The following is a 19,381-nucleotide window of genomic DNA, read 5'->3' as shown; positions in this document are numbered from 1 at the left end:
GCGCAGTGCGGACGACGTGGGGACGCAGACACAACCCCTGCCGTACTACGGCACCAGCAGCCGGCGAATGACCCTGCCCTCGCCCAGCGCGTCCAGCGCCTCGTTGATCCGGTCCAGCGGGCGGGTGTCGGTGTGCAGCAGGTGCACCGGAAGCCGGCCCTCGCGCCAGGCCCGGACGTAAAAGGCGATGTCCTCGGCCGGGCGGGCGTCCCCCATGTAGGACCCCAGCAGTCGTTTTCCCGCGCCGGCGAAGCCCAGCGCCGGCACGGTCAGCTGCGCCTCCGGGTGCGGCAGCCCCACGCAGACCACCGCACCGCCGCGGGTCAGCACACCCAGGGCCTGTCCGATCACTGCCGCGGAGCCGGAGGCCTCGATCGCGACGTCGACCCCGTCGCCGGTGGCCGCGGCGACCAGGTCGCCGGCTTCCTCGGGGGTGCCGACGGCGGTGGCTCCGCAGGCCAGCGCCAGGGCGTGCTTGTCAGTGTTCGGGTCGATGGCGATGATGCTGCCGGCGCCCTGGAGCGCCGCGCCCATGACCGCCGCCAGCCCCACGGCACCCAATCCGTAGACGATCACCGATTGGCCCGCCTCGAGCCGCGCGGTGTGGCGGATCGCGCCGATGCCGGTGAGCACGGCGCAGCCGAACATGGCCGCGACCTCGTCGGGCACGTCCTCGTCGATGGGCACCAGTGACTCGGCGGCCACCACCGCGTGGCTGGCAAAGGCCGATACGCCCAGGTGGTGGTTGATCCGCTCCCCGTGTGGCCCCCGCAGCAGTGCCGGGCCGTGCAGCAGGTTCCCGTCGGTGTTGCTGGCCGCGGCCCGGTGGCACAGCGCCGGGCGCCCGGCCGCGCAGGCCCGGCAATCCCCGCAGCTGGGCACGAAGACCAGCACGACCTTGGCGCCGACCTGCAGGTGGTTCACCCCCTCGCCCAGGCTGGCGACCCGGCCGACGGCCTCGTGACCCAGGGCCATGGGCAACGGCCGGGGACGGGAGCCGTTGACGACCGAGAGGTCCGAGTGGCACAGCGAGGAGAGGATGATGTCCACCCCGACCTCACCGGCGCGCGGGCGCGGGCTGTCAAGCTCCTCGATCCCCAACGGGCGGCTTTGGGCGTAGGGAACGGTCGCGCCGGCGGGCAGCTCGCGCAGGATCGCGGCGCGCATCACGCGTTCCACCCGCCGTCGAGCACGTAGGAGGCCCCGGTGACCATGGCGGCCTGCTCCGAGGCCAGGAAGGCAACGAGCGTTGCGACCTCGTGCGGTTCAACGAGCCGCTTGATCGCGTTCCTGGCGAGCATGACCGTTTCCAGCACGGCACCCTCGCCGATCCCGTGGGTGGCGGCTTGGTCCTTGACCTGTCCTTCGACCATGGCGGTGCGCACGTAGCCGGGGTTCACGCAATTGCTGGTGACCCCGTGCGGTCCGCCCTCCCGGGCGGTGGCCTTGGAGAATCCTTCCAGCCCGTGCTTGGCCGCCACGTAGGCCGACTTGAACTCGGAGGCGCGCAGGCCATGGATGGAGGATATGTTGATGATGCGCCCATATCCCTGCCGGTACATGTGCGGCAGGGCCGCCCGGGTGAGCAGGAACGGGACCTCGAGCATCAGGGTGAGGATCCGGCGGAAGGCTGCGGGCTCGAAGTCCTGGATCGGGGCGATGGTTTGGACCCCGGCGTTGTTGATGAGCACGTCCACCTCCAGCCGCGGCGATTCGAGGGCGGCGGTGTCCAGGAAGTCCATTTCCCACGTTTCCCCGTTGATCTCCCGCGCCAGCGCGTCGGCCGCGGCCCCGTCGCGATCGGCAACGACCAGGTGCGCACCTTGGCCGGCCAGCGTACGGGCCATGGCCGCGCCCAGTCCCCCGGCACCTCCGGTGACCAGGACGCGTTTGCCGGCCAGTCCGGTGAGCATGGGCGGATAGTGCGTGGGTGCCGGCATCTCGGCCATGTCGTGTACCTCCGGGGTCGGGCAATGCTCGGTGCATTAGGCCGAGTATTGCCCGGTCCCTCCCGCCACGCAATGCCCACCCGCGCACAGTGCGTGTGCGTGCGGCGCCTAGGGCTCCAGCCGCGCCGCGGCGAGCACCTGGGCCAGGTGCATGCCCCTCGCCTCGGTGCCCTCGGAGATCTGGGTGCGGCAGGAGAAGCCGTCGGCCAGCACCAGGTCCCCCTCGGCCCGCCCGCGGATCGCCGGGAAGAGCTCGCGCTCGCCGAGGGAGCGGGAGAGCTCGGCGTGCCCGGGCTCGAAGCCCCAGTTTCCGGCCAGCCCGCAGCACCCGGTGTCGATCTCCCGCTCGTCTATCCCCACCGAGGCCAGCACCCTCGCGGTTCCGGAGTGGTCACCCAGGGAACGTTCGTGGCAGTGGACCTGGGAGACCGCCCCGGCGCCCAGCACACCGAAGGGCCAGGCGGCGCCGGGCTTGCCGTCCTCCGGCAGGTGTCCGGCGACCAGGTCGCCGAAGGGCACCACGGCGGCGGCCAGGGCGGCTGCGGGCGGGTCGTCCGGGAGCAGCTCGGTGATTTCGTGTCCCAGCATCACGGTGCAGGAGGGCTCTAGCCCGATGACCGGGTAGCCGACATCCAGCAGCGGTTCCATGACCGTCAGCGTGTGCCGGATGACCCGGCGGGCGGCCTCCAGCTGGCCGGTGGAGTGCCAGGTCAGCCCGCAGCAGACGAAGCCGTCGGGAACGATGACCGTGTAGCCCAAGGCCTCGAGCACCTCGACGGCGGCCTTGCCCGGGGAAGTGTCCAGGTGGTTGTTGAAGGAATCCGGCCAGAGCACCACGGTGGAGCCGGCGGCACCGGCCGCGGCGGTGCTCTTCGGGCGCTTGGCGAACCAGCGCTGCAGGGATTCGGGGGCGAAGGTGATCATGGTGCGGGTCGGCTCGATGCCGCCGAGCCTCTTCACCAGCTTCTCCACCGGCTTGAGCCGCAGCAGCGCGTTGGCGGCAACGGCCGCCCCGGGGACCGCATGCAGGATCCGGGTCAGGACCGGCAGCCAGCCCATGGTGTAGTGGGCCATGGGGCGCAGCCGCTTGGCGTAGAAGCGGTGCAGGAATTCGGACTTGTACGTGGCCATGTCCACGTTGACCGGGCACTCGGAGGCGCAGGCCTTGCAGGACAGGCACAAGTCCAAGGCCTCCCTGACCTCCTCGGAGCGGTAGGCAGAGGGCAGGGATTCGCCGCGGAACATTTCGGAGAGCACCCGGGCCCGTCCCCGGGTGGAGTGCACCTCATCTCCGGTGCCCTGGAAGGAAGGGCACATCGCCCCCTCGTCGGAACGGCACAGCCCCACCCCGACGCAGCGGTTCACCGCGTTGAGCAGTGATCCCTTGTCCCGGGAGAGCGCATGGACCGGCGAGAGCTCGAAGGTGCGCTGCCCGGGCCCGGGGCGCAGCCTGTCATCGATCCGCTCGGGGTCGATGAGCACCCCGGGGTTGAACAGCCCGGTGGGATCGAAGATGTTCTTGAAGTCCTTGAAGGCGCCCATCGCTGCCCCGCTGTACATGGTGCCCAGCAGTTCGGAGCGTGCGCGGCCGTCCCCGTGTTCCCCGGAGAGCGATCCGCCGTAGCGGGCCACGGTTTGTGCGGCGGCTTCCATGAAGGAGCGGAAGACCGCCACGCCTTCCTCGGCGCCCAGGCTGAAGGAGATGCGAACGTGCACGCAGCCCTCGCCGAAGTGGCCGAACGGGATTCCGCGCAGGCCGTGCGTCTCCATCAACGCGTAGAGGTCGCGCAGGTAATCGGCCAGGTGTTCGGGCGGCACCGCCGAGTCCTCCCAGGAGGGCCAGGCCTCGCCGCCGTCCGGAAGCCGGGTCACGATGCCGGCGGCCGCCTCGCGGATCCGCCACAGCGTGCGGGCCGCTGCAGGATCCGTGACGACTTCCGCGTCAATGGCGTTGACCGACTCCGCGGCCAAGCATTCGCTGGCCAGGGCCACGGCAAGGGCCCGCGCCGCCTCGGGGGTGTCCCCCGCGGTTTCGCAGAACAGCCAGCCACCTGCCCGCTCGATCCGCCCGTAGGGTCCGCCCATGCCGGGAAGGTCGGATCCGGCCAGTTCCTGTCCGGGGCGCGAGCGCAACGCGTCGAGCAGGTCCCCGCCCATGCCCTCGGCCGTGGTGATGCCGGGGCGGCGCATGGTGGCGGCCGCCGCCGCGGCGTCGAAGACCGTTGCGAAGGCTAGCACCGCCAGGGCCGTGGCCCGCGGTTTTTCCACCAGCTTCACGGTGAGCTCGGTGATGATTCCGCAGGTGCCCTCGGTCCCGGCGAAGGCGCGGGCGGTGTTGAACCCGTTTTCCGGCAGCAGGTGGTGCAGCCCGTAGCCGGAGACCTGCCGGGGGAAGCGGCCGAGCTCGGTGCGCAGCACCGAGAGGTTCGCATCGCGCAGTTTCTTCAGCCCCACATCCAGCTCATGGTCGTCGGTTCCGTTGGCGCCCAGGGTTGCGGTGGACCCGTCGGCGAACATGACCTTGACGGACTCGACGTTGTCCGCCGCGGTGCCCCAGGCCAGCGAGTGGGAGCCGCAGGCGTTGTTGGCGACCATGCCGCCGACGGTGCAGCGGCTGTGGGTGGAGGGATCGGGCCCGTAGGTCAGCCCGAACTCCGCCGCCGCGTCGCGGAGCTTGTCGCACACGACCCCGGGCTGGATGCGCGCGGTGCGTGTCTCCGGGTCGATCGACAGGATCTTGTTGAAGTAGCGCGAGGTGTCCAGCACCAAGCCCTCGCCGATCGCGTTGCCAGCCACCGAGGTTCCGCCGCCGCGACTGGTGACGGACAAACCCTCGGAGCGTGCGTAGGCCAGGGCCAGGGCGATGTCCGTCTCGCTGCGCACCTCCAGCACCGCTGCCGGGATACGCCTGAAGATCGAGGCGTCCGAGACATAGGCGGCCCGCGTTCCCATGTCGGTGCGCAAGCGCGAACGCATCTCGGCAACCGCATCAACCGTGGTGGGCATGGTTTCCATGGGAAGGACCTCTCATCCGGGGCACGTGAAGCCACAGTAGCATGTTACGTACAATTAACGATATGGTTGCTGCCAGAAGCTCCCATCCGCCCGCTTGCGCCCGAAAAATGAGAGAATCAGACCATGACCATTCCCCATTCACGCACCTTGCCCCAACTCGGGCAGTCCCTGACCGACCAGGTCATGAACCACGTGCGCCACTCCGTGGGCAGCGGGGAGATGGAAGTCGGACGGCTCTACAGCGTCTACCAGCTCGCCGAGCAGCTGGGAATCTCGCGCTCGCCGGTCCGCGACGGACTGCTGCGCCTGGAAGAGGCCGGGCTGATCGAATTCTCGCGCAACCGCGGATTCCGGGTCATCCCCACCAGCCCGCACGACGTGGCGGAAATCTTCTCGCTGCGCCTGGCCCTCGAGGTTCCGGCTGCGCTTCGAGCCGCCCATGCCAACACCCCCGCATTGGCTGCCACGTTCAACGACCTTGAGGCCCACATGCGCTCGGCCGCCGAACGCGGGTCCCTCGACGAGTTCTTCGACCTGGACCAACAGGTGCACGACACCATCCTGAGCGCCGCGGGTTCCAACCGCGGCCGCGGCATCGTGAACCGGCTGCGCGATTCCACCCGGCTGCTGGGGGTCTCAACGGCCGGGAAGGAGCGCTCACTCACCGAGATCCTGGGCGAACACGCTCCCGTCATCGAAGCCATCAAGGCCGGCAAGGGCCAGGAGGCAGCCGCCGCCATGCGCGAACACCTCACCCGCACCGGGCAGCTGCTGGTATCCCAGGCCATCACCGCCCAGCACCTCGATCTTGACCCCGACGAGCTCTGGCGGGAATACACAACCGGATACTGACCAGCGCTTATCGGACTTGGCCATGGCATACTGATGCCCATGGACGACACCACTCCCACCTCGCAAGTCCCCTCACGTGCACAGCTGACCAGGCTCCCGGTGTTCGCCGCGGTCCTGGCTGGATTGCTGCTGCTCGCCGGAATCCTGGTCTTCGCACTCGGCCCCCGGGAGGCGGACACGTTCGGCTGGTTCGCCTACGCACCCGTGGGCGAGGCCACCGGTGCGCCGGGCATGCACTTCCTGACCACGTCGCAGGTCACCGGCTGGCTCCTGCTCGCCATGGCCGTCTGCGCGTCCGCGCTCTGGGCGGGATTCATCCTGGGCCGGCGCAACCGCTGACCAACCGGGTTCCGGCTTTGCCTAGGTTTCGACCAGGTCGGCGTGGCGTCCGTATTCGGCCAGCAGGTCCTTGGTGAAGGCTTCGGTGGTGTAGCCGGGCAGCAAATCATCTGCCGCACCGACGGTGGCCGGGTCCATCTCGATCCCCATGGCCCGGTAGACGGAATCCAGCACCGCACGGATCGGTGCCGAATCCTCGATGACGAACACGCTGGAAAACAGCCAGGCCCCCGACACCACCCGCTGGGCGGTGCCCACCAGCTTGACGGGGTTCCGCGCCATGGATCCAACGCCGGGGATGCCGTGGACGCTGTAGTCGCCGGCGCAGTATTCCCCGGGGATCTCCCCCACCCGTGCATCGATCCCCGAGGCTCGCAGGGCATCGGCGTAGAGCTGGCCCAAAACCTTGAAGCGGTGCTGGTGGCCCATCATGGCCTCGACGGCCGGCTCGACGTGGTCCACGATCACCGTGCCCGAGTGGTAGGCCGCAGCCCGTCCCCCTGCCTTGCGCACCACCGGGGCAAAACCCTGCTCCAGGGATTCCGCAACGGCCCGGGCGTACCCCTCCAGTCGCACGTCGCGCTGCCCGAAGGCCACCGTCGGGTTCGGGCGGTAAATCCTCAGCGTCGCCGGCAAGCTGCCCTCGCGCACCGCGTTCAGCAGCGCGACCCCGGCCATCAGATCCGCCTCCGCGTCGCCCGACGACTCCTCAACGCGTACGTGAAGGGCGTGGTCGGCATCGGGATTCCAAAGACTCATGGGCACGATTCTAGGTCCGGATGCCCCGCAGGGAATAATGGGTGTCGTGCCGAAACAACAAACGCCCCTGATACTGCTCGGAGGGGCCTCCGGATCCGGAAAATCCTACCTGGCCCACCGCTTCGGCCGACCCCACATGGAGCTGGACAACTTCTACCGGGAGATCTCCGAGCACACCCCGGCGACGCCGTTGCCGCAGACCGGATACGGGGAAATCGACTGGGACCATCCGGGCACCTGGAACTGCGACAAAGCCGTCGATGCCTTGATTGAGTTGCTGGAATCCGGGCAGACCCAAGTCCCCAACTATTCGATCAGCACCTCCAGCTACGACGGGACGCGCGGGATCGAGCTCAATGGCGGCCCGCTGCTGTCCGAGGGGATCTTCGTGTCCGAGATCTTGGGACCACTGCAGCGCCTCGGCGTGGACGTCCAGGCGTACTACATCGAGGTCTCGCCGCTGTCCACCGCCATCCGCCGCTTCGTGCGCGACATCAAGGAGCGGCGCAAGCCGCTGGGGTTCCTGCTCAAGCGCGGCTACTCGCTGTTCCGTGCCGACCGGCAAATCCGCGGCAGGCACCTGGCCGCCGGGTTCGTCCCGATGAAGAAGAAGTCCGTCAAGGCGATGCTGGCGTCGTTGGCCGGCTAGGCGCGGGCCCGGACAAGATTGGCGAACGGCAAGCACCCGTAATGGTCCTGGAACTGCGCATGGTAGTTCGCTTGGGCTTCGTTGAGCGCCTCCGCAGGCAGTTCCTTCCATGCCACCAGCAGGGACCCCGCTTCGGCCAGCTGCCAGATCAGTCGGCCGTCCCAGTGCCCCGGCGGCTTTCCCTTTCCGAAGTCCACGAATTCCTGGATCTGGCGTCGCAGCCCGCGGTTGCCCTTGCTTCCGGGGCCGGCCTTGCCGATGAACAGCACCTCCGCATCCGCCACCCATGCGGCGGACAACTCGGCGTTGGCCAGCGAGGGGTTCTTCTTCTTGAAAACCCCTGCGGTGCTCTTGGCGAGGAACCGCGGCTCAAATCCCGCAGGACGCAACACGGCGAAGATGCCTTGGTGTTGCGGAATCCGGTTGATTTCAAGGGCCTCGATGGGCCGGAACCCTGCGAATCCATCGTCTTTGAGCGCTTTTTTGTCTAACTTCATCGGAATCCTTGGATCTGGGCGGCGGGATTGTTGTTGGCTTTTTCCCGCAGCTGCGGTGAATCGCACCTCCGATGCTACCGGGCCGGCGTGGCGCAGCACTTCCCGATGCCCGCGAGGAGGCAGAACCCCGGACCGGCCAAACCCCGCGACCGCCCGCCGCCGCCATCAAGCTTCGGACACCTAGCCCCTGCGGTCCCGTGCCATCGCCCCATCGTGCGGGTCTCCGGCCACGGCGGCCGGTTGACCTAGTCCGCTCGGATGAAAAGCCTTGGTGGTGCCACCCAGGTCCGAAGGCGGTACAGCTCCCGGCCCTTGACCAATGCCGCGGGCCGGGTTGCAATGGATGCAGGAGGCCCGGCATCCCAAGAGTCCGGACCCTGGACCCGGAGGTGGCGTGGTGCTCGCCCCAATCCTTGGAGCGCTGGCCATGCTCGCTGGCGTCCTGACGACATGGATCGTCAACACCCGCCCCGCTTCCGAGCAGGATCCCGACGCCCGGTTCTGGTACGTCTTCACCGGCGCCTGCGTGGCGGCACCGCTGGTCCTTGGTGCAACCGTGATCGACCGATGGATCGGCGTCGCAACATTGGCCGCGGTGGCAGGTACCGTCCTGGCCGCAAACAAATATTCCTGCCGCATCTTCCGGATCCGAGTGGCCGCCGAACACGAGTCGATCCTGGCGGCCGAGCACTCGGCCCTGGCCGCACGCCACGAATCGGTGCTCCGGGCCTGGAGCCGCTACGAACTGGATCCCGAGGCGGCCATCAACCATCCGTCAATGAACGATGTCTCCAAGCCGCCGACCGCGGCCCTCGTCCGTGCACTTGCTGCAGCCGAGGACATCCGCCATCACCGCCAGGAACACGCGTCGGGCGGGGCCGATGCCGACTACCGACAAGCAGTCCTCGACCTGGAAGCAGCCTTCCGGCATGCCCAACTGGCCGCTGAACGGATGCCCGGCGACGCAGCAGGCACCCCGAATAACGTCCTGCACATCGAATCGGCGGACCGGCTTCGACCTTGTTGAAAGCCCGCGCCCGGTCGTAGCATCAAGACAGGAGCGGCGATGGAATCTTTGAGCTTGGCAACCCCGTCCATCCCCCCTGCAGCCCGAAACGGTCAACACCATGAACACCGACGCCAACCACTCCAGCCATTCCAAGGATTCACCGGCCTTCGTTCCGCTTCAGGGCAGCGAACGCGGCCCCGAGCCCGGACCCGCTGCCACGCCGGGCCTGCGTGTTTCGGCTCCCGATGACCAGGAAATCGAGATCAGCATCTACCTGCGTCGCCGGCGGCCGGTTTCCGAACAGCATCTTCCCGGCGGCCCACCGGACGGCGACCCCGGAACCGGCCACGGAGCAGATCCCGCGGACATCGAGCTGGCCACCCGAACCCTCAGCGCGTTGGGCGCCCGGATCATCCACGCCGATCCCCAAACGCGCTGCCTTCGTGTCGGAGGAACCACCGGGACCCTGGCGGCGATTTTCGGCACCCGGCTGGAAATCCTCCAGGGCAACGCCCCCGCATCGCGGCGCCGCCGCACCGGCGACCTGTCCGTCCCTGCGGAGCTGGATGGAATCATCACCGCGGTGCTCGGACTCGATGACAGGCCCGCGGCCCGTCCCCGGTTTCATTTCTCCCCGGCAGCCACCCAAAGCGCCAGTTACACCCCGCTCGACTTGGCCCGCATCTACGACTTCCCCGCAGGAGCCGACGGCAACGGAACGGTGATCGCCATCGTCGAACTTGGCGGCGGCTACGGGATGGCCGACCTGCAAGCCTATTTCTCCTCCCTGGGCATCCCGGTTCCGAAGGTCACCGCCATCGGTGTCGACGGGGCCTCGAACGTGCCCGGAGCAGACCCGCAGGGTGCCGACGGAGAGGTGCTGCTGGACATCGAGGTCGCCGGGGCCCTGGCCCAGAAGGCGGAGATCAAGGTCTATTTTGCCCCCAACACCGACGCCGGGTTCATCGACGCCGTGGCCCGGGCTGCCCACGATTCCCCCACCCCGGCGGCAATCAGCATCAGCTGGGGGCAGTCAGAGGACCAATGGACGGAGCAGGCCCGCACCCAAATGGACGAAGCCTTCGTCGACGCCACGCTGCTGGGAGCCACGGTGACAGCGGCCGCGGGCGACAACGGCAGCGCAGACAACGTGCCCGACGGGAAGAACCATGCAGATTTCCCCGCCTCCAGCCCGCACGCCCTGGCATGCGGGGGCACGAGCCTGCTGGCGGATCCGCTCACCGGGAAGGCGGCCTCGGAAACGGTGTGGAACGACTCGGCGCATTCTGCCACCGGCGGCGGGGTCTCGGATGCCTTCGACGTCCCGGCATGGCAGGGCCACCTGAGCGTGGCCACCGGCACCGCACCCGCCACGGCACTGGACGGACGCGGCATTCCGGACGTCTCCGCCGTGGCGGACCCGCGGACCGGCTACAAGGTGCGCATCGACGGCAGCGACATGGTCATCGGCGGCACCAGCGCCGTCGCACCGCTCTGGGCGGCATTGCTGGCGCGGCTGGCCGGGACCTCCGGGCACGGCGGCGGGCTGCTTCAACCGGCCCTCTATGCGGCCGCGCCCGCGGGCACCACGGGTTCCGGGTTCCGCGACATCATCGCCGGAAACAACGGAACCTACCTGGCCACGGCCGGCTGGGATGCCTGCACAGGCCTGGGGGTGCCGATCGGCACGGCCCTGGCCGTTCGGATCCGGGGTTCCGTTGCCGCTATTTCTGCACCGGGGCCGGACGCACCGTGAGGATCTGTTCACTGCGCCCGAAGGGCCCGTGCACATCGTGCAGCACCGCGCTGGTCAGCCCGATGCCATCGGTGCCGTAGGTCTGCTGGGCCTGGATCCCGAGCCACTGGCCCACCGGCCCGCGATGCATGTGGATCTGCAGGTCGACGTTCGGGAACATCCAGGATTCGGGTCCCGGTTCCACGCGGGGCGCCACTCCGTTGGCTGTGTCGACCATGCCCAGCAGCCGCACCAGGTCCGAGGTGTGCGTTCCGGCCACCATCTCGAAGTTGTTGCGCATCCACACGATGCCCCTGCCCGGGCGGTGGCCGTCCGCGCCGCGGAATTCCAGGCCCTCGATGTACCCGCCGGGCCACGGCGTCATGCCGGCGAAGGCCTCAAGCTCCTCGGGGTGCACCACCGCGGCATCCTCGGTGGCTGCCACCGCGGAACTGTCCAGTGTCGTGAGCCTCCAGCCGCGGGCGACGATGCAGGTGCGGCCGCGCGAAACCATTTCCGCCTCGATCAGCTCGATGGTCCGGCCCGGGCGGAGCATGCGGGTTTTGACCTCGAATTCCCCGCCGTGGATGATCCCGTAGATGTCCAGGGACACCCGCGCCATGCGCATGTCGCTGCGCGGGGCGAAAAGTTCCAGTTCGTGCACCAGCACCCCGGTGGCCGGGGCCATGTGCTGCTCATGCGGGTTCCAGGCGCCTTGGGCGTGCACCGTGGACCGGTAGGTGCCCTCCCCTGTTGGCTCGTAATAGAACTCGCCCACCGCGAGTTCCGGAAGGTTCTGCTCGGCAGCCGTATGCGTCATGGTCCTTGGTTCCCTTGTTCCCGTGGCGACGTCGCCACCGTGTTTCCGGGATTCAGCTTAGCCAGCAATGCGACCCGGACCACAATCCGGGCCGGGCCAGGAATCCCGGTGGCCGGCACCGCCCCCTTGGCGGGCCCCGCGCCGCCCGCATAGGGTGGGGAACAATCGTCCCGACCAGCAGGAAGAGATACCGATGGGCACTGTCGCCGAAAACATGATCGCCACCCTCAAGGCCAACGGGGTCAAACGGATCTACGGGGTGGCCGGGGACTCGCTCAACGGCCTGACCGATGCCATGCGCAAGGACGGATCCGTCTCCTGGCTCGGTGTGCGGCACGAGGAAAGCGCCGCGTTCGCCGCCGGGGCCGAGGCGGAGATGACCGGGAACCTGGCCGTGTGCGCCGGAAGCTGCGGGCCGGGAAACCTGCACCTAATCAACGGCCTCTACGACGCGAACCGCAACCGGGTCCCGGTGTTGGCCATCGCCGCCCACATCCCCAGCTCCGAGATCGGCAGCAACTACTTCCAGGAAACCCACCCGGCCGAGCTTTTCCGCGAGGCCAGCGTGTTCTGCGAGGTCGTCTCCACCCCGGACCAGATGCCGCGCCTGCTGGAAATCGCCATGCGGACCGCGATCGAGCGCCGCGGCGTGGCGGTGCTGGTGGTGCCCGGCGACGTCGCCCTGGCGCAGGCAACCGGCACCCGGACCTCCGTGATCACCGCCAGCCGCTCCGCGGTGCTCCCCCACCCCGAGGACCTGGCCCTTGCAGCCGGCCTGCTCAACGCGGGCCGGCGGGTCACCATCCTGGCCGGCGCCGGCGTGGCGGGTGCCCACGCGCAGGTCATGCAGATTGCCGACCTGCTCGGCGCTCCGGTGGTGCATGCGCTGCGCGGCAAGGAGCACATCGAGTACGACAACCCCTATGACGTCGGGATGACCGGGCTGCTTGGGTTCGCCTCCGGGTACCGGGCCATGGACGCGGCGGACACCATCCTGCTGCTGGGCACCGACTTCCCCTACCAGCAGTTCTACCCGCAGGACGCGAAGATCATCCAGGTCGATGTGCGCGGGGAGCAGCTGGGCCGGCGCACCAAGATCGACGCGGGCCTGGTCGGCACGGTGGCCGACACCCTGGAGGTCCTGGCGCCGCTGCTTGAGCGGAAGACCGACACCACGCACCTGGCCGACGCGCAGAAGCACTACCGCAAGACCCGCGAGAAGCTCGACGACCTGGCCACGCCGACGCGCAAGGGCACCAGGATCCACCCGCAATACCTGGCCCGCACCCTGGACGAGCTGGCCGACGAAGACACGGTGTTCCTGGCCGATGTCGGCTCCCCGGTCGTCTGGGCCGCCCGGTACCTCACCATGAACGGCAAGCGCCGGCTGCTCGGGTCCTTCAGCCACGGCTCCATGGCCAATTCGATCCCGCAGGCCATCGGGGTCCAGGCCACGCACCCGGAGCGGCAGGTCGTGACGCTCTCGGGCGACGGCGGGCTGGCCATGTTGATGGGCGACCTGCTCACCCTGGTCCAGTCTAAGCTGCCGGTGAAGATCGTGGTCTTCAACAACTCGTCGCTGAACTTCGTGGAGCTGGAGATGAAGGCGGCCGGCTTCGTCACCTTTGCCACCGACCTCGAAAACCCGAACTTCGCCGACGTCGCCACGGCACTGGGAATCCGCGGCTTCCGGGTGGAGAATTCCAAGGACCTGCCAGGGGCGTTGCGCGAGGCGCTGGCCCATGAGGGCCCGGCCCTCATCGACGTGGTGACCGACCGGCAGGAACTGTCGATGCCGCCGGCCATCACCGCGGAGCAGGCCAAGGGCTTCGCGCTCTATGCAATCCGGACCGTGATGTCAGGCAAGGGAGACGAACTGCTGGATCTGGCTGCCACCAACTGGCGCCAGCTCTTCTAGCCCGCGGGGCCCCGGGGCGCAGCGCCGCAACCGCGTCCTCCGGCTCCTGCCGGACGGGGTCGGCGTTGGCCACAAGGAGAGACCGTCCATGACGGCCCCGCGGCGGACGGGCTTACTTCGGTGCGGTGCCCGGCGGACTGCTGAGCACGGTGGGGACGTATTCGAGCAGCTGAAGCCGTCCGTCGAAGGTCCTGCTGTCCACCATCTCGAGTGCCACGTCCGGATACCCGTCATAGATGCGTTCCTTGCCGGTCCGGCCCGTGATCACCGGGAAGATGACCAACCGGAACCGGTCCACGAGGCCCGCTGCCAGTAGCGACCGGCTCAGGCTGAGGCTCCCGAGGGTGCTCATCGGTCCGTTTCCGCTCCGCTTCATCTCGGCCACGGCCTCGACCGCGTCCCCGCCCACCAGTCTCGAATTCGGCCAGTTCAGGGGTGCCCGCAGGGACGAGGAGAAGACGACTTTGGGAACCCCGGCAAGGCCCGTCAGGCTGGCAGCTTCGGTCTCGGAGAATCCGGAATCCGCGGTCGCCGCCTCCGCCGACATGGCGGACATCAGCCGGTAGGTGTTCGCCCCCAGGAGGTAGGTGTGCTGCTTCTGCCCTTCCCGTTCGAGCCAGGCGAGGTATTCCGGTGCCTCCAGGCCCCACCAGCCGGGCCATCCCTCGGCGGAGGCATACCCGTCCAGGGAAATAATCAGGTCCACCATCAGCTCCGCCGCCGACGCCCCTGCCGCAGTCCCGCCCATGACGCTCTCCCCGATCCGATCGACGCATTCCTCTGCCGGCCCCTCTGCCGAGGACAGCCGGTTCGTTTCCGGGCTCCACCGGCACCGCGCCTGCCGGGTGCTGCATCGGTGCCCGTGCCAGCAATGCTAGGCCCGGGCCCATCGAAGTTCAATGGAAGGATCCGCCCTGGCCAGTTCCGCCAACCATCCAGGCAACCGCACCGTGAAAATCCCGCCAGGCACGGCAAGGCAGTGCTTGCCACCTAAGAAATGGTTCCCCACTAGGATGTTCTAAACATCAACCGCAGGTGGGGGACCATGAAAATCGCCTTTGCAGTGGATCTCGAGCACGATCCCGACCTCGGGCACGCACCGCTCGGGACCCGGACCGATCCGATTCCCTTCTCCTCGTTCCCGGGTTCCAGCGACTCCGACCTGCCGAGTGCCCAACGTTCCTTCCCGGCCGCCGGAACCCCGGAGGCCCTGACCCTTGAACTTTGGTGGATCCAGGGGTGCTGCCCGGTCGTCACGATCGAGTCCACCGGAACCACGGCCCCGCCGTCCCCGGAGAAAATCACGCGCGGCGAGCTCGCCGAAACCATCGCTTCCCTGCTCCAGGGAAGCGGGGCCGGAGGGATGAGGCTTCCGGACATCTTCCCCCGGTTCCCGCTCGCTGCACCGCATCGGGACGGGGCGCAGCAGGCCGACGGGGACTGTTTGTGGGACTGGGCCGGCCTTTTGGTGGATTCCCCCGCGCCGGGCCGGCCCGTCGCTTCCTTCAGCCGCATCGAATCCGCGAGCCATGAGTACCCCGCAATCCTTCGGCTCGGGCTTGAGGCCAACGTGAACCGGCTGGCCCAGGGGCTGCGCAGCTGGGCCGAGGGTCCCGCCGCTGGCGACGAGGCCGAATTCACCTTCTGGCAGGTGTCGGGAACCGCGCTGCTCCACCGAATCACCAGCACCTACGTCTCCGTCGGCACGCAGGTACCGGCGCCCGGGACGTTATCCGACCCGGTCGGGCCGCTCGTCGGGCAACTGCGCCGGCTCCATGCCGATGCCACAACCGTCATCCCCGTGCTTCAACAAGCGCTGGCGCAACAGCGGGAAGGGTCGCTCGAAGAGGAACGCGAGGCGGCGGAACGGCAGCGGCGCGCCGAAGCCGAGGCGCGCAGGGCCCGGGATGCAGCACGTGCACGGAAGGAAGAGCGGATCCACAAGCTCCGCGACCGCTTCGACCGGCAGAAGTCATACGCCTACGGTGCGATCGGACTGGTCATCTCCGTCATTGCCCTGGTCCCCACGATCGGGGCGCTGCACCCCGATTCCCTCGAAACGCCGTACGGCGGCCAGATCGCCTGGATCGCAGCGTCACTCCCCCTGTTGCTGACGTTCGTGATCAGTTTCATCATCCTGATGCGCTCACGCAGCAACCTGACCGCCGAGCTTCTCCGGCTCACCGCCGATCACCTCGAGACAAAACAGCTCGCGTCCCCAGCCGCCCCACGACAGCCCGGGCCCATCCCCGCAACGCGAACGGCCACCCACGAGCTCGGCTCCGCCGGCGGCCTTCATGCGGAGGCGGTCGTCCTGCCAGACGGCACCGCCGTGGTGCTCAAGGGCTCGCTGGCCCGGGCACGGTCGCATGCAAGCGTTTCCGTGCGAACCAACGAATTCCGCAGGGAGCTGCTCTCCTCCGGGGTCCTCGTGGCCCAGCCGGACAGCGGCTACCTGGCCTTCGCCGAGGACCACGCCTTCGTGTCGCTCGCCGCTGCCACGCGGGCCATTCGCGCCAAGGCCGTCGGCGGTCCGGCGTGGGTGCGCGTTGGCCACCACGGTCGGCCGCCGGACGGCCAAGCGTCCTGACGGCGACTCCATGCATCCCCTCCGGCCCCGGCAGGGTTCACCCCGAATCCCGGGAACCCGGCCCCCGGGCAATACCCGCCATCGACGCTCACCTGTGGACGCGGCCGCTTTGAAAACATGGCGTCCACTGGGATTCCTGCTAAATTTGCGGAACGGAAATGCGCCGGTACAGCGAGGTTGACGTCTTCTCAGCAGCACCATACCGGGGAAACCCGCTGGCCGTGGTGCATGATGCCGCAGGGCTGAGCACCAAAGACATGCAACAGTTTGCGAACTGGACCAACCTCTCCGAGACCACCTTCCTGCTCCCCCCTGAAGATCCCGAGGCCAACTACCGGGTCCGGATCTTCACCGCCAAGGAAGAACTGCCATTTGCCGGGCACCCGACACTGGGTTCGGCCAGGGCCTGGCTCGATGCCGGCGGCACCGTGCCCGCGCACGGGCTGGTTGTGCAGGAGTGCGCCGCAGGGTTGGTGCGGGTGCGTGTTGCCGAGGGGCGCATGGCATTCGAGGCTCCGCCATTGACCCGATACGCTGCCGTCACGGAAGTCGACCTCGACCGTGTTGCCAAGGCCCTGGAGATCCCGCGCGCAGACATCCTTGATTCTTCGTGGCTGGTCAACGGCCCCAGGTGGCTGGGCGTACGCCTTCGCTCCGCGGAGGCCGTGCTGGCATTGCGTCCCGATCCCGGAAAACTGGACGATCTCGAAATCGGCGTGATCGGTCCGCATGCAGCCGGGTCCGAGTCGCAATTCGAGGTGCGCGCCTTCTTTGGAGGAGAGGCGGTGTGGGAGGATCCCGTGACCGGAAGCCTGAACGCGGGCTTTGCGCAATGGCTGACCGATACGGGCATCGCTCCCCGGAACTATGTGGCCTCCCAGGGGCAGGTGCTCGGCCGCAGAGGCTTGATCCACATCAACGTCGAAGACGGTGCCATCTGGGTTGGCGGAAACGCCCGGGGCTGCATCGCCGGCACGATCGAGATCTAGAGGCCTGCAGGCGGATTCCCGGTGCACATGCGGCCTGCCCGCGATGAAGTGAATCCAGCATTCTTTGCATCCGGATGCCGCCCGGCGGGTCACTGAAACACCCCCTGCATTGCTCCCGGCCAGCCTTCCGAGCGCCTCGCCCCGAAGGCAACAGGCGATCGGGTGCCCTCAAGCCCGCGGGCTCCGGTGGCGAATCCCATGAAGCTTCCCGGGGCCCTGTGTGGGGCGCTGGCCAACGACGGCAACTTCAACATCGACGCGGTGACCGACCGGCAGGAACCCTGATGCCGACCGGCCTTCTCCGCCTCCTACCTGCACCGGATCTTCGAGCAGGCGGCGGCATGCGGCGGCGTCCCACAAAGATTCGCCCGGTGGTTCCTTGCCACGCCCCAGAAGCAACACCACTAAGCAAAAATCCGACAACAAAATCGCAACTTTGAACTGACTTGCAGTCAGTTCTATTGCGGAAAGCGCAAACCTTGGCCTAGTGTGGCAGGATGCACGAACCCGACACGCGCCCATCTGCAATTGCCGACCGTACCCGTGAGGCCATTCGCAACACCGGCCTGCCCCAGCGCGAAATATCGAAGCTGACCGGCTTCGAGGAATCCAAGCTGTCCAAGTCCCTGCGCGGGACACGGAAATTCACCAGCGAGGAAATCGTGGCGCTGGCCACCGTCACCGGCGTCACGGCCAACTGGCTGATCACCGGCTCGGACTCGGCGCCGGCACCCTCGGCGGTACCCTCGCCCGGGATACTTCCGGCCCGGCACCGGGAGGACGAAAAGCATGCCCAGCGCCGTCGCAGCATCATCAAGCGCGCCTGGTGGCTCTTCGCCCAGCAGGGCTTTGCCGCGGTCCGCATGGCCGACATCGCGAAGGATGTCGGGATCAGCACGCCGACCGTGCACTACTACTTCCCGACCAAGCAGGCACTCTTCGCCGAAACACTGCATTATTCGGTGAAGCTCGCCTACGACCGCCAGGTCGCCGAACTTCAACCCATCTCCGATCCCGTGAGCCGGCTCAAGCGGCTGATTGAACTGCAATTGCCGCTGGGCCTGGAGGGCCGCGCCGAATGGTCGATCTGGATGCAGACCTGGACCAAGCTGGCCGTCAACGAGGAGGGCCTGGACACCCACTCCGGCGGGTACCGGCGGTGGGTGACGACGGTGCGGGAAACCATCGCCAGCGGCCAGGCAACCGGTCACTTCATAGACCACGATCCGTCCACCCTCACCGCCGAACTGACCGCCATGTTTGACGGGATGGGCATCCAAGTGCTGACCGGCCAACTGACTTCGAGTCAGATGTTCGCAAATGTGTGCGGGTACATCGACAGAAACATCATCAAGAAGCAAGGAGCCACACCATGAGCCGCAAGATCATTGTCACCTGCGCCCTGACCGGCGCCGGGGACACCACCTCGCGCAGCGAGCACGTCCCGGTCACGCCGGACCAGATCGCCGCCGACGCCATCGCGGCCGCCAGGGCGGGGGCCTCCGTGGTCCACATCCACGTCAGGGACATCGCCACCGGGCAGGGCTCGCGCGACGTGGCCCTGTACCGCGAGGTGGTCCGCCAGGTGGCGGCCTCCGACGTGGACCCGGTCATCAACCTGACCGCCGGCATGGGCGGGGACCTGTTCATCGACCCGTCGAACCCCACCGTGCACCTGCCCGGAACCGACCTGGTCTCCGGACTCGAGCGACTGGCACACGTGGAGGAACTTCGCCCCGAAATCTGCACCATCGACTGCGGTTCGCTGAACTTTGGCGAAGGCTCCCAGCTCTACGTCAGCACCCCCGACATGCTGCGCGAGGGCGCGGCGCGGATCCGGGAACTGGGGGTGAAGCCGGAAATGGAAATCTTCGACACCGGCAACCTCTGGTTTGCCAACGTCATGGTCGAGGAGGGGCTCATCGCTCCCCCGCCGCTGTACCAGTTGTGCATGGGAATCCCCTACGGGGCCCCGGTCGACTCCGGCCTGCTCCAGGCCATGGTGAACATGCTGCCCGCCGGCGCCGAGTTCACCTCGTTCGCCATCGGCCGCAACCAGCTGCCCTGGGTCGCCCAATCGGTGCTGCTCGGCGGCCACGTCCGCGTCGGCCTCGAGGACAACCTCTACCTCTCGCGCGGCGTGAAGGCCACCAACGCGCAACTGACGGCGCGCGCCATCGACATCGTCGAGTCGATGGGCCACTCCGTGGCCACCCCCGACGAAGCCCGTGAAATCCTCAAGCTCGACAAGGCGGCCTAG

The 19,381-nt window shown here is 68.1% G+C and carries 17 protein-coding genes; 10 read left to right on the top strand and 7 right to left on the bottom strand.

Going from position 1 to position 19,381, the window contains the following annotated elements; all coding sequences use genetic code 11:
* Nucleotides 1-45 precede the first annotated feature (45 nt).
* The 3 genes from FPY90_RS02675 to FPY90_RS02665 all read right to left on the bottom strand — a co-directional run bounded on the left by FPY90_RS02675 (nt 46) and on the right by FPY90_RS02665 (nt 4,964).
* Entirely contained in the window at nt 46-1,167 is a 1,122-nt protein-coding gene (locus FPY90_RS02675; RefSeq protein ID WP_498683658.1) for a zinc-binding dehydrogenase, read from the bottom strand.
* The gene (locus FPY90_RS02670) at nt 1,167-1,949 is read right to left on the bottom strand and encodes an SDR family NAD(P)-dependent oxidoreductase (RefSeq protein WP_498683657.1); all 783 of its coding nucleotides are present in this window, start codon (nt 1,947-1,949) and stop codon (nt 1,167-1,169) included. Before FPY90_RS02670 ends, FPY90_RS02675 begins: the two co-directional genes overlap by 1 nt.
* A gap of 108 nt (nt 1,950-2,057) precedes the next feature.
* Nucleotides 2,058-4,964: an FAD-binding and (Fe-S)-binding domain-containing protein gene (locus FPY90_RS02665; RefSeq protein ID WP_498683656.1), complete on the bottom strand. Its 2,907-nt coding sequence runs from the start codon at nt 4,962-4,964 to the stop codon at nt 2,058-2,060.
* Between the two features lie 123 nt (nt 4,965-5,087).
* Between FPY90_RS02665 and FPY90_RS02660 the strand changes: the two genes are divergently transcribed.
* Both FPY90_RS02660 and FPY90_RS02655 read left to right on the top strand, forming a co-directional pair.
* A complete protein-coding gene (locus FPY90_RS02660) occupies nt 5,088-5,816 on the top strand; it encodes a GntR family transcriptional regulator (RefSeq protein WP_071216489.1) in 729 nt (242 codons plus the stop codon).
* 39 nt (nt 5,817-5,855) lie between these two features.
* A complete protein-coding gene (locus FPY90_RS02655; RefSeq protein ID WP_139194979.1) occupies nt 5,856-6,155 on the top strand; it encodes a hypothetical protein in 300 nt (99 codons plus the stop codon).
* A 21-nt stretch (nt 6,156-6,176) separates the two neighbouring features.
* Here the strand turns inward: FPY90_RS02655 and FPY90_RS02650 are convergent, their stop codons facing one another.
* Nucleotides 6,177-6,914, bottom strand: a complete 738-nt coding sequence (locus FPY90_RS02650; RefSeq protein WP_071216487.1) for a lipoate--protein ligase family protein — start codon at nt 6,912-6,914, stop codon at nt 6,177-6,179.
* Nucleotides 6,915-6,951: 37 nt separating this feature from the next.
* Here FPY90_RS02650 and FPY90_RS02645 point away from each other — a divergent pair, with 37 nt between their 5' ends.
* Complete coding sequence (locus tag FPY90_RS02645) at nt 6,952-7,563, top strand: uridine kinase family protein (protein ID WP_071216486.1); 612 nt, start codon at nt 6,952-6,954, stop codon at nt 7,561-7,563.
* Here the strand turns inward: FPY90_RS02645 and FPY90_RS02640 are convergent.
* A complete protein-coding gene (locus FPY90_RS02640; protein WP_071216485.1) occupies nt 7,560-8,060 on the bottom strand; it encodes a hypothetical protein in 501 nt (166 codons plus the stop codon). The genes FPY90_RS02645 and FPY90_RS02640 overlap by 4 nt on opposite strands.
* Before the next feature lie 397 nt (nt 8,061-8,457).
* Here FPY90_RS02640 and FPY90_RS02635 point away from each other — a divergent pair, with 397 nt between their 5' ends.
* Together FPY90_RS02635 and FPY90_RS02630 are read left to right on the top strand one after the other, a co-directional pair.
* Nucleotides 8,458-9,087, top strand: a complete 630-nt coding sequence (locus FPY90_RS02635) for a hypothetical protein (protein ID WP_498683655.1) — start codon at nt 8,458-8,460, stop codon at nt 9,085-9,087.
* Nucleotides 9,088-9,187: 100 nt separating this feature from the next.
* Complete coding sequence (locus FPY90_RS02630; protein WP_498683654.1) at nt 9,188-10,825, top strand: S53 family peptidase; 1,638 nt, start codon at nt 9,188-9,190, stop codon at nt 10,823-10,825.
* On the opposite strand, the gene FPY90_RS02625 is transcribed toward FPY90_RS02630, so the two are convergent.
* Nucleotides 10,794-11,624 (bottom strand): thioesterase family protein, encoded by an 831-nt coding sequence (locus tag FPY90_RS02625; protein ID WP_083411492.1) that lies wholly within the window; start codon nt 11,622-11,624, stop codon nt 10,794-10,796. The genes FPY90_RS02630 and FPY90_RS02625 overlap by 32 nt on opposite strands.
* Before the next feature lie 193 nt (nt 11,625-11,817).
* On the opposite strand from FPY90_RS02625, the gene poxB reads away from it, so the two are divergent.
* Complete coding sequence (gene poxB / locus FPY90_RS02620) at nt 11,818-13,542, top strand: ubiquinone-dependent pyruvate dehydrogenase (protein ID WP_071216482.1); 1,725 nt, start codon at nt 11,818-11,820, stop codon at nt 13,540-13,542.
* Nucleotides 13,543-13,654: 112 nt separating this feature from the next.
* Here the strand turns inward: poxB and FPY90_RS02615 are convergent, their stop codons facing one another.
* Complete coding sequence (locus FPY90_RS02615) at nt 13,655-14,290, bottom strand: dihydrofolate reductase family protein (RefSeq protein ID WP_071216511.1); 636 nt, start codon at nt 14,288-14,290, stop codon at nt 13,655-13,657.
* 297 nt (nt 14,291-14,587) lie between these two features.
* Between FPY90_RS02615 and FPY90_RS02610 the strand changes: the two genes are divergently transcribed.
* The 4 genes from FPY90_RS02610 (at nt 14,588) to FPY90_RS02595 (ending at nt 19,381) form a co-directional block, all read left to right on the top strand.
* Complete coding sequence (locus FPY90_RS02610; RefSeq protein ID WP_071216481.1) at nt 14,588-16,132, top strand: DUF4357 domain-containing protein; 1,545 nt, start codon at nt 14,588-14,590, stop codon at nt 16,130-16,132.
* Between the two features lie 158 nt (nt 16,133-16,290).
* The gene (locus FPY90_RS02605; protein ID WP_498683652.1) at nt 16,291-17,121 is read left to right on the top strand and encodes a PhzF family phenazine biosynthesis protein; all 831 of its coding nucleotides are present in this window, start codon (nt 16,291-16,293) and stop codon (nt 17,119-17,121) included.
* 497 nt (nt 17,122-17,618) lie between these two features.
* Nucleotides 17,619-18,497, top strand: coding sequence for a TetR family transcriptional regulator C-terminal domain-containing protein (locus FPY90_RS02600; protein WP_071216479.1), 879 nt, complete (start codon nt 17,619-17,621; stop codon nt 18,495-18,497).
* A complete protein-coding gene (locus tag FPY90_RS02595) occupies nt 18,494-19,381 on the top strand; it encodes a beta-keto acid cleavage family enzyme (protein ID WP_209908178.1) in 888 nt (295 codons plus the stop codon). The genes FPY90_RS02600 and FPY90_RS02595 overlap by 4 nt, the downstream gene beginning before the upstream one ends.

This window comes from Arthrobacter sp. C2, assembly GCA_024207135.1.
Taxonomy (GTDB): domain Bacteria; phylum Actinomycetota; class Actinomycetes; order Actinomycetales; family Micrococcaceae; genus Paeniglutamicibacter.
This window is presented reverse-complemented; position numbering and strand designations above follow the sequence as displayed.

Bases quoted from the DNA above. Each gene is read 5' to 3' on its own strand.
- FPY90_RS02600 (WP_071216479.1), top strand. From the start codon at position 17,619: ATGCACGAACCCGACACGCGCCCATCTGCAATTGCCGACCGTACCCGT.
- FPY90_RS02675 (WP_498683658.1), bottom strand. From the start codon at position 1,167: ATGCGCGCCGCGATCCTGCGCGAGCTGCCCGCCGGCGCGACCGTTCCC.
- FPY90_RS02650 (WP_071216487.1), bottom strand. From the start codon at position 6,914: ATGAGTCTTTGGAATCCCGATGCCGACCACGCCCTTCACGTACGCGTT.
- FPY90_RS02625 (WP_083411492.1), bottom strand. From the start codon at position 11,624: ATGACGCATACGGCTGCCGAGCAGAACCTTCCGGAACTCGCGGTGGGC.
- FPY90_RS02655 (WP_139194979.1), top strand. From the start codon at position 5,856: ATGGACGACACCACTCCCACCTCGCAAGTCCCCTCACGTGCACAGCTG.
- FPY90_RS02630 (WP_498683654.1), top strand. From the start codon at position 9,188: ATGAACACCGACGCCAACCACTCCAGCCATTCCAAGGATTCACCGGCC.
- FPY90_RS02640 (WP_071216485.1), bottom strand. From the start codon at position 8,060: ATGAAGTTAGACAAAAAAGCGCTCAAAGACGATGGATTCGCAGGGTTC.
- FPY90_RS02610 (WP_071216481.1), top strand. From the start codon at position 14,588: ATGAAAATCGCCTTTGCAGTGGATCTCGAGCACGATCCCGACCTCGGG.
- FPY90_RS02665 (WP_498683656.1), bottom strand. From the start codon at position 4,964: ATGGAAACCATGCCCACCACGGTTGATGCGGTTGCCGAGATGCGTTCG.
- FPY90_RS02660 (WP_071216489.1), top strand. From the start codon at position 5,088: ATGACCATTCCCCATTCACGCACCTTGCCCCAACTCGGGCAGTCCCTG.
- FPY90_RS02670 (WP_498683657.1), bottom strand. From the start codon at position 1,949: ATGGCCGAGATGCCGGCACCCACGCACTATCCGCCCATGCTCACCGGA.
- poxB (WP_071216482.1), top strand. From the start codon at position 11,818: ATGGGCACTGTCGCCGAAAACATGATCGCCACCCTCAAGGCCAACGGG.
- FPY90_RS02615 (WP_071216511.1), bottom strand. From the start codon at position 14,290: ATGGGCGGGACTGCGGCAGGGGCGTCGGCGGCGGAGCTGATGGTGGAC.
- FPY90_RS02595 (WP_209908178.1), top strand. From the start codon at position 18,494: ATGAGCCGCAAGATCATTGTCACCTGCGCCCTGACCGGCGCCGGGGAC.
- FPY90_RS02605 (WP_498683652.1), top strand. From the start codon at position 16,291: ATGCGCCGGTACAGCGAGGTTGACGTCTTCTCAGCAGCACCATACCGG.
- FPY90_RS02645 (WP_071216486.1), top strand. From the start codon at position 6,952: ATGGGTGTCGTGCCGAAACAACAAACGCCCCTGATACTGCTCGGAGGG.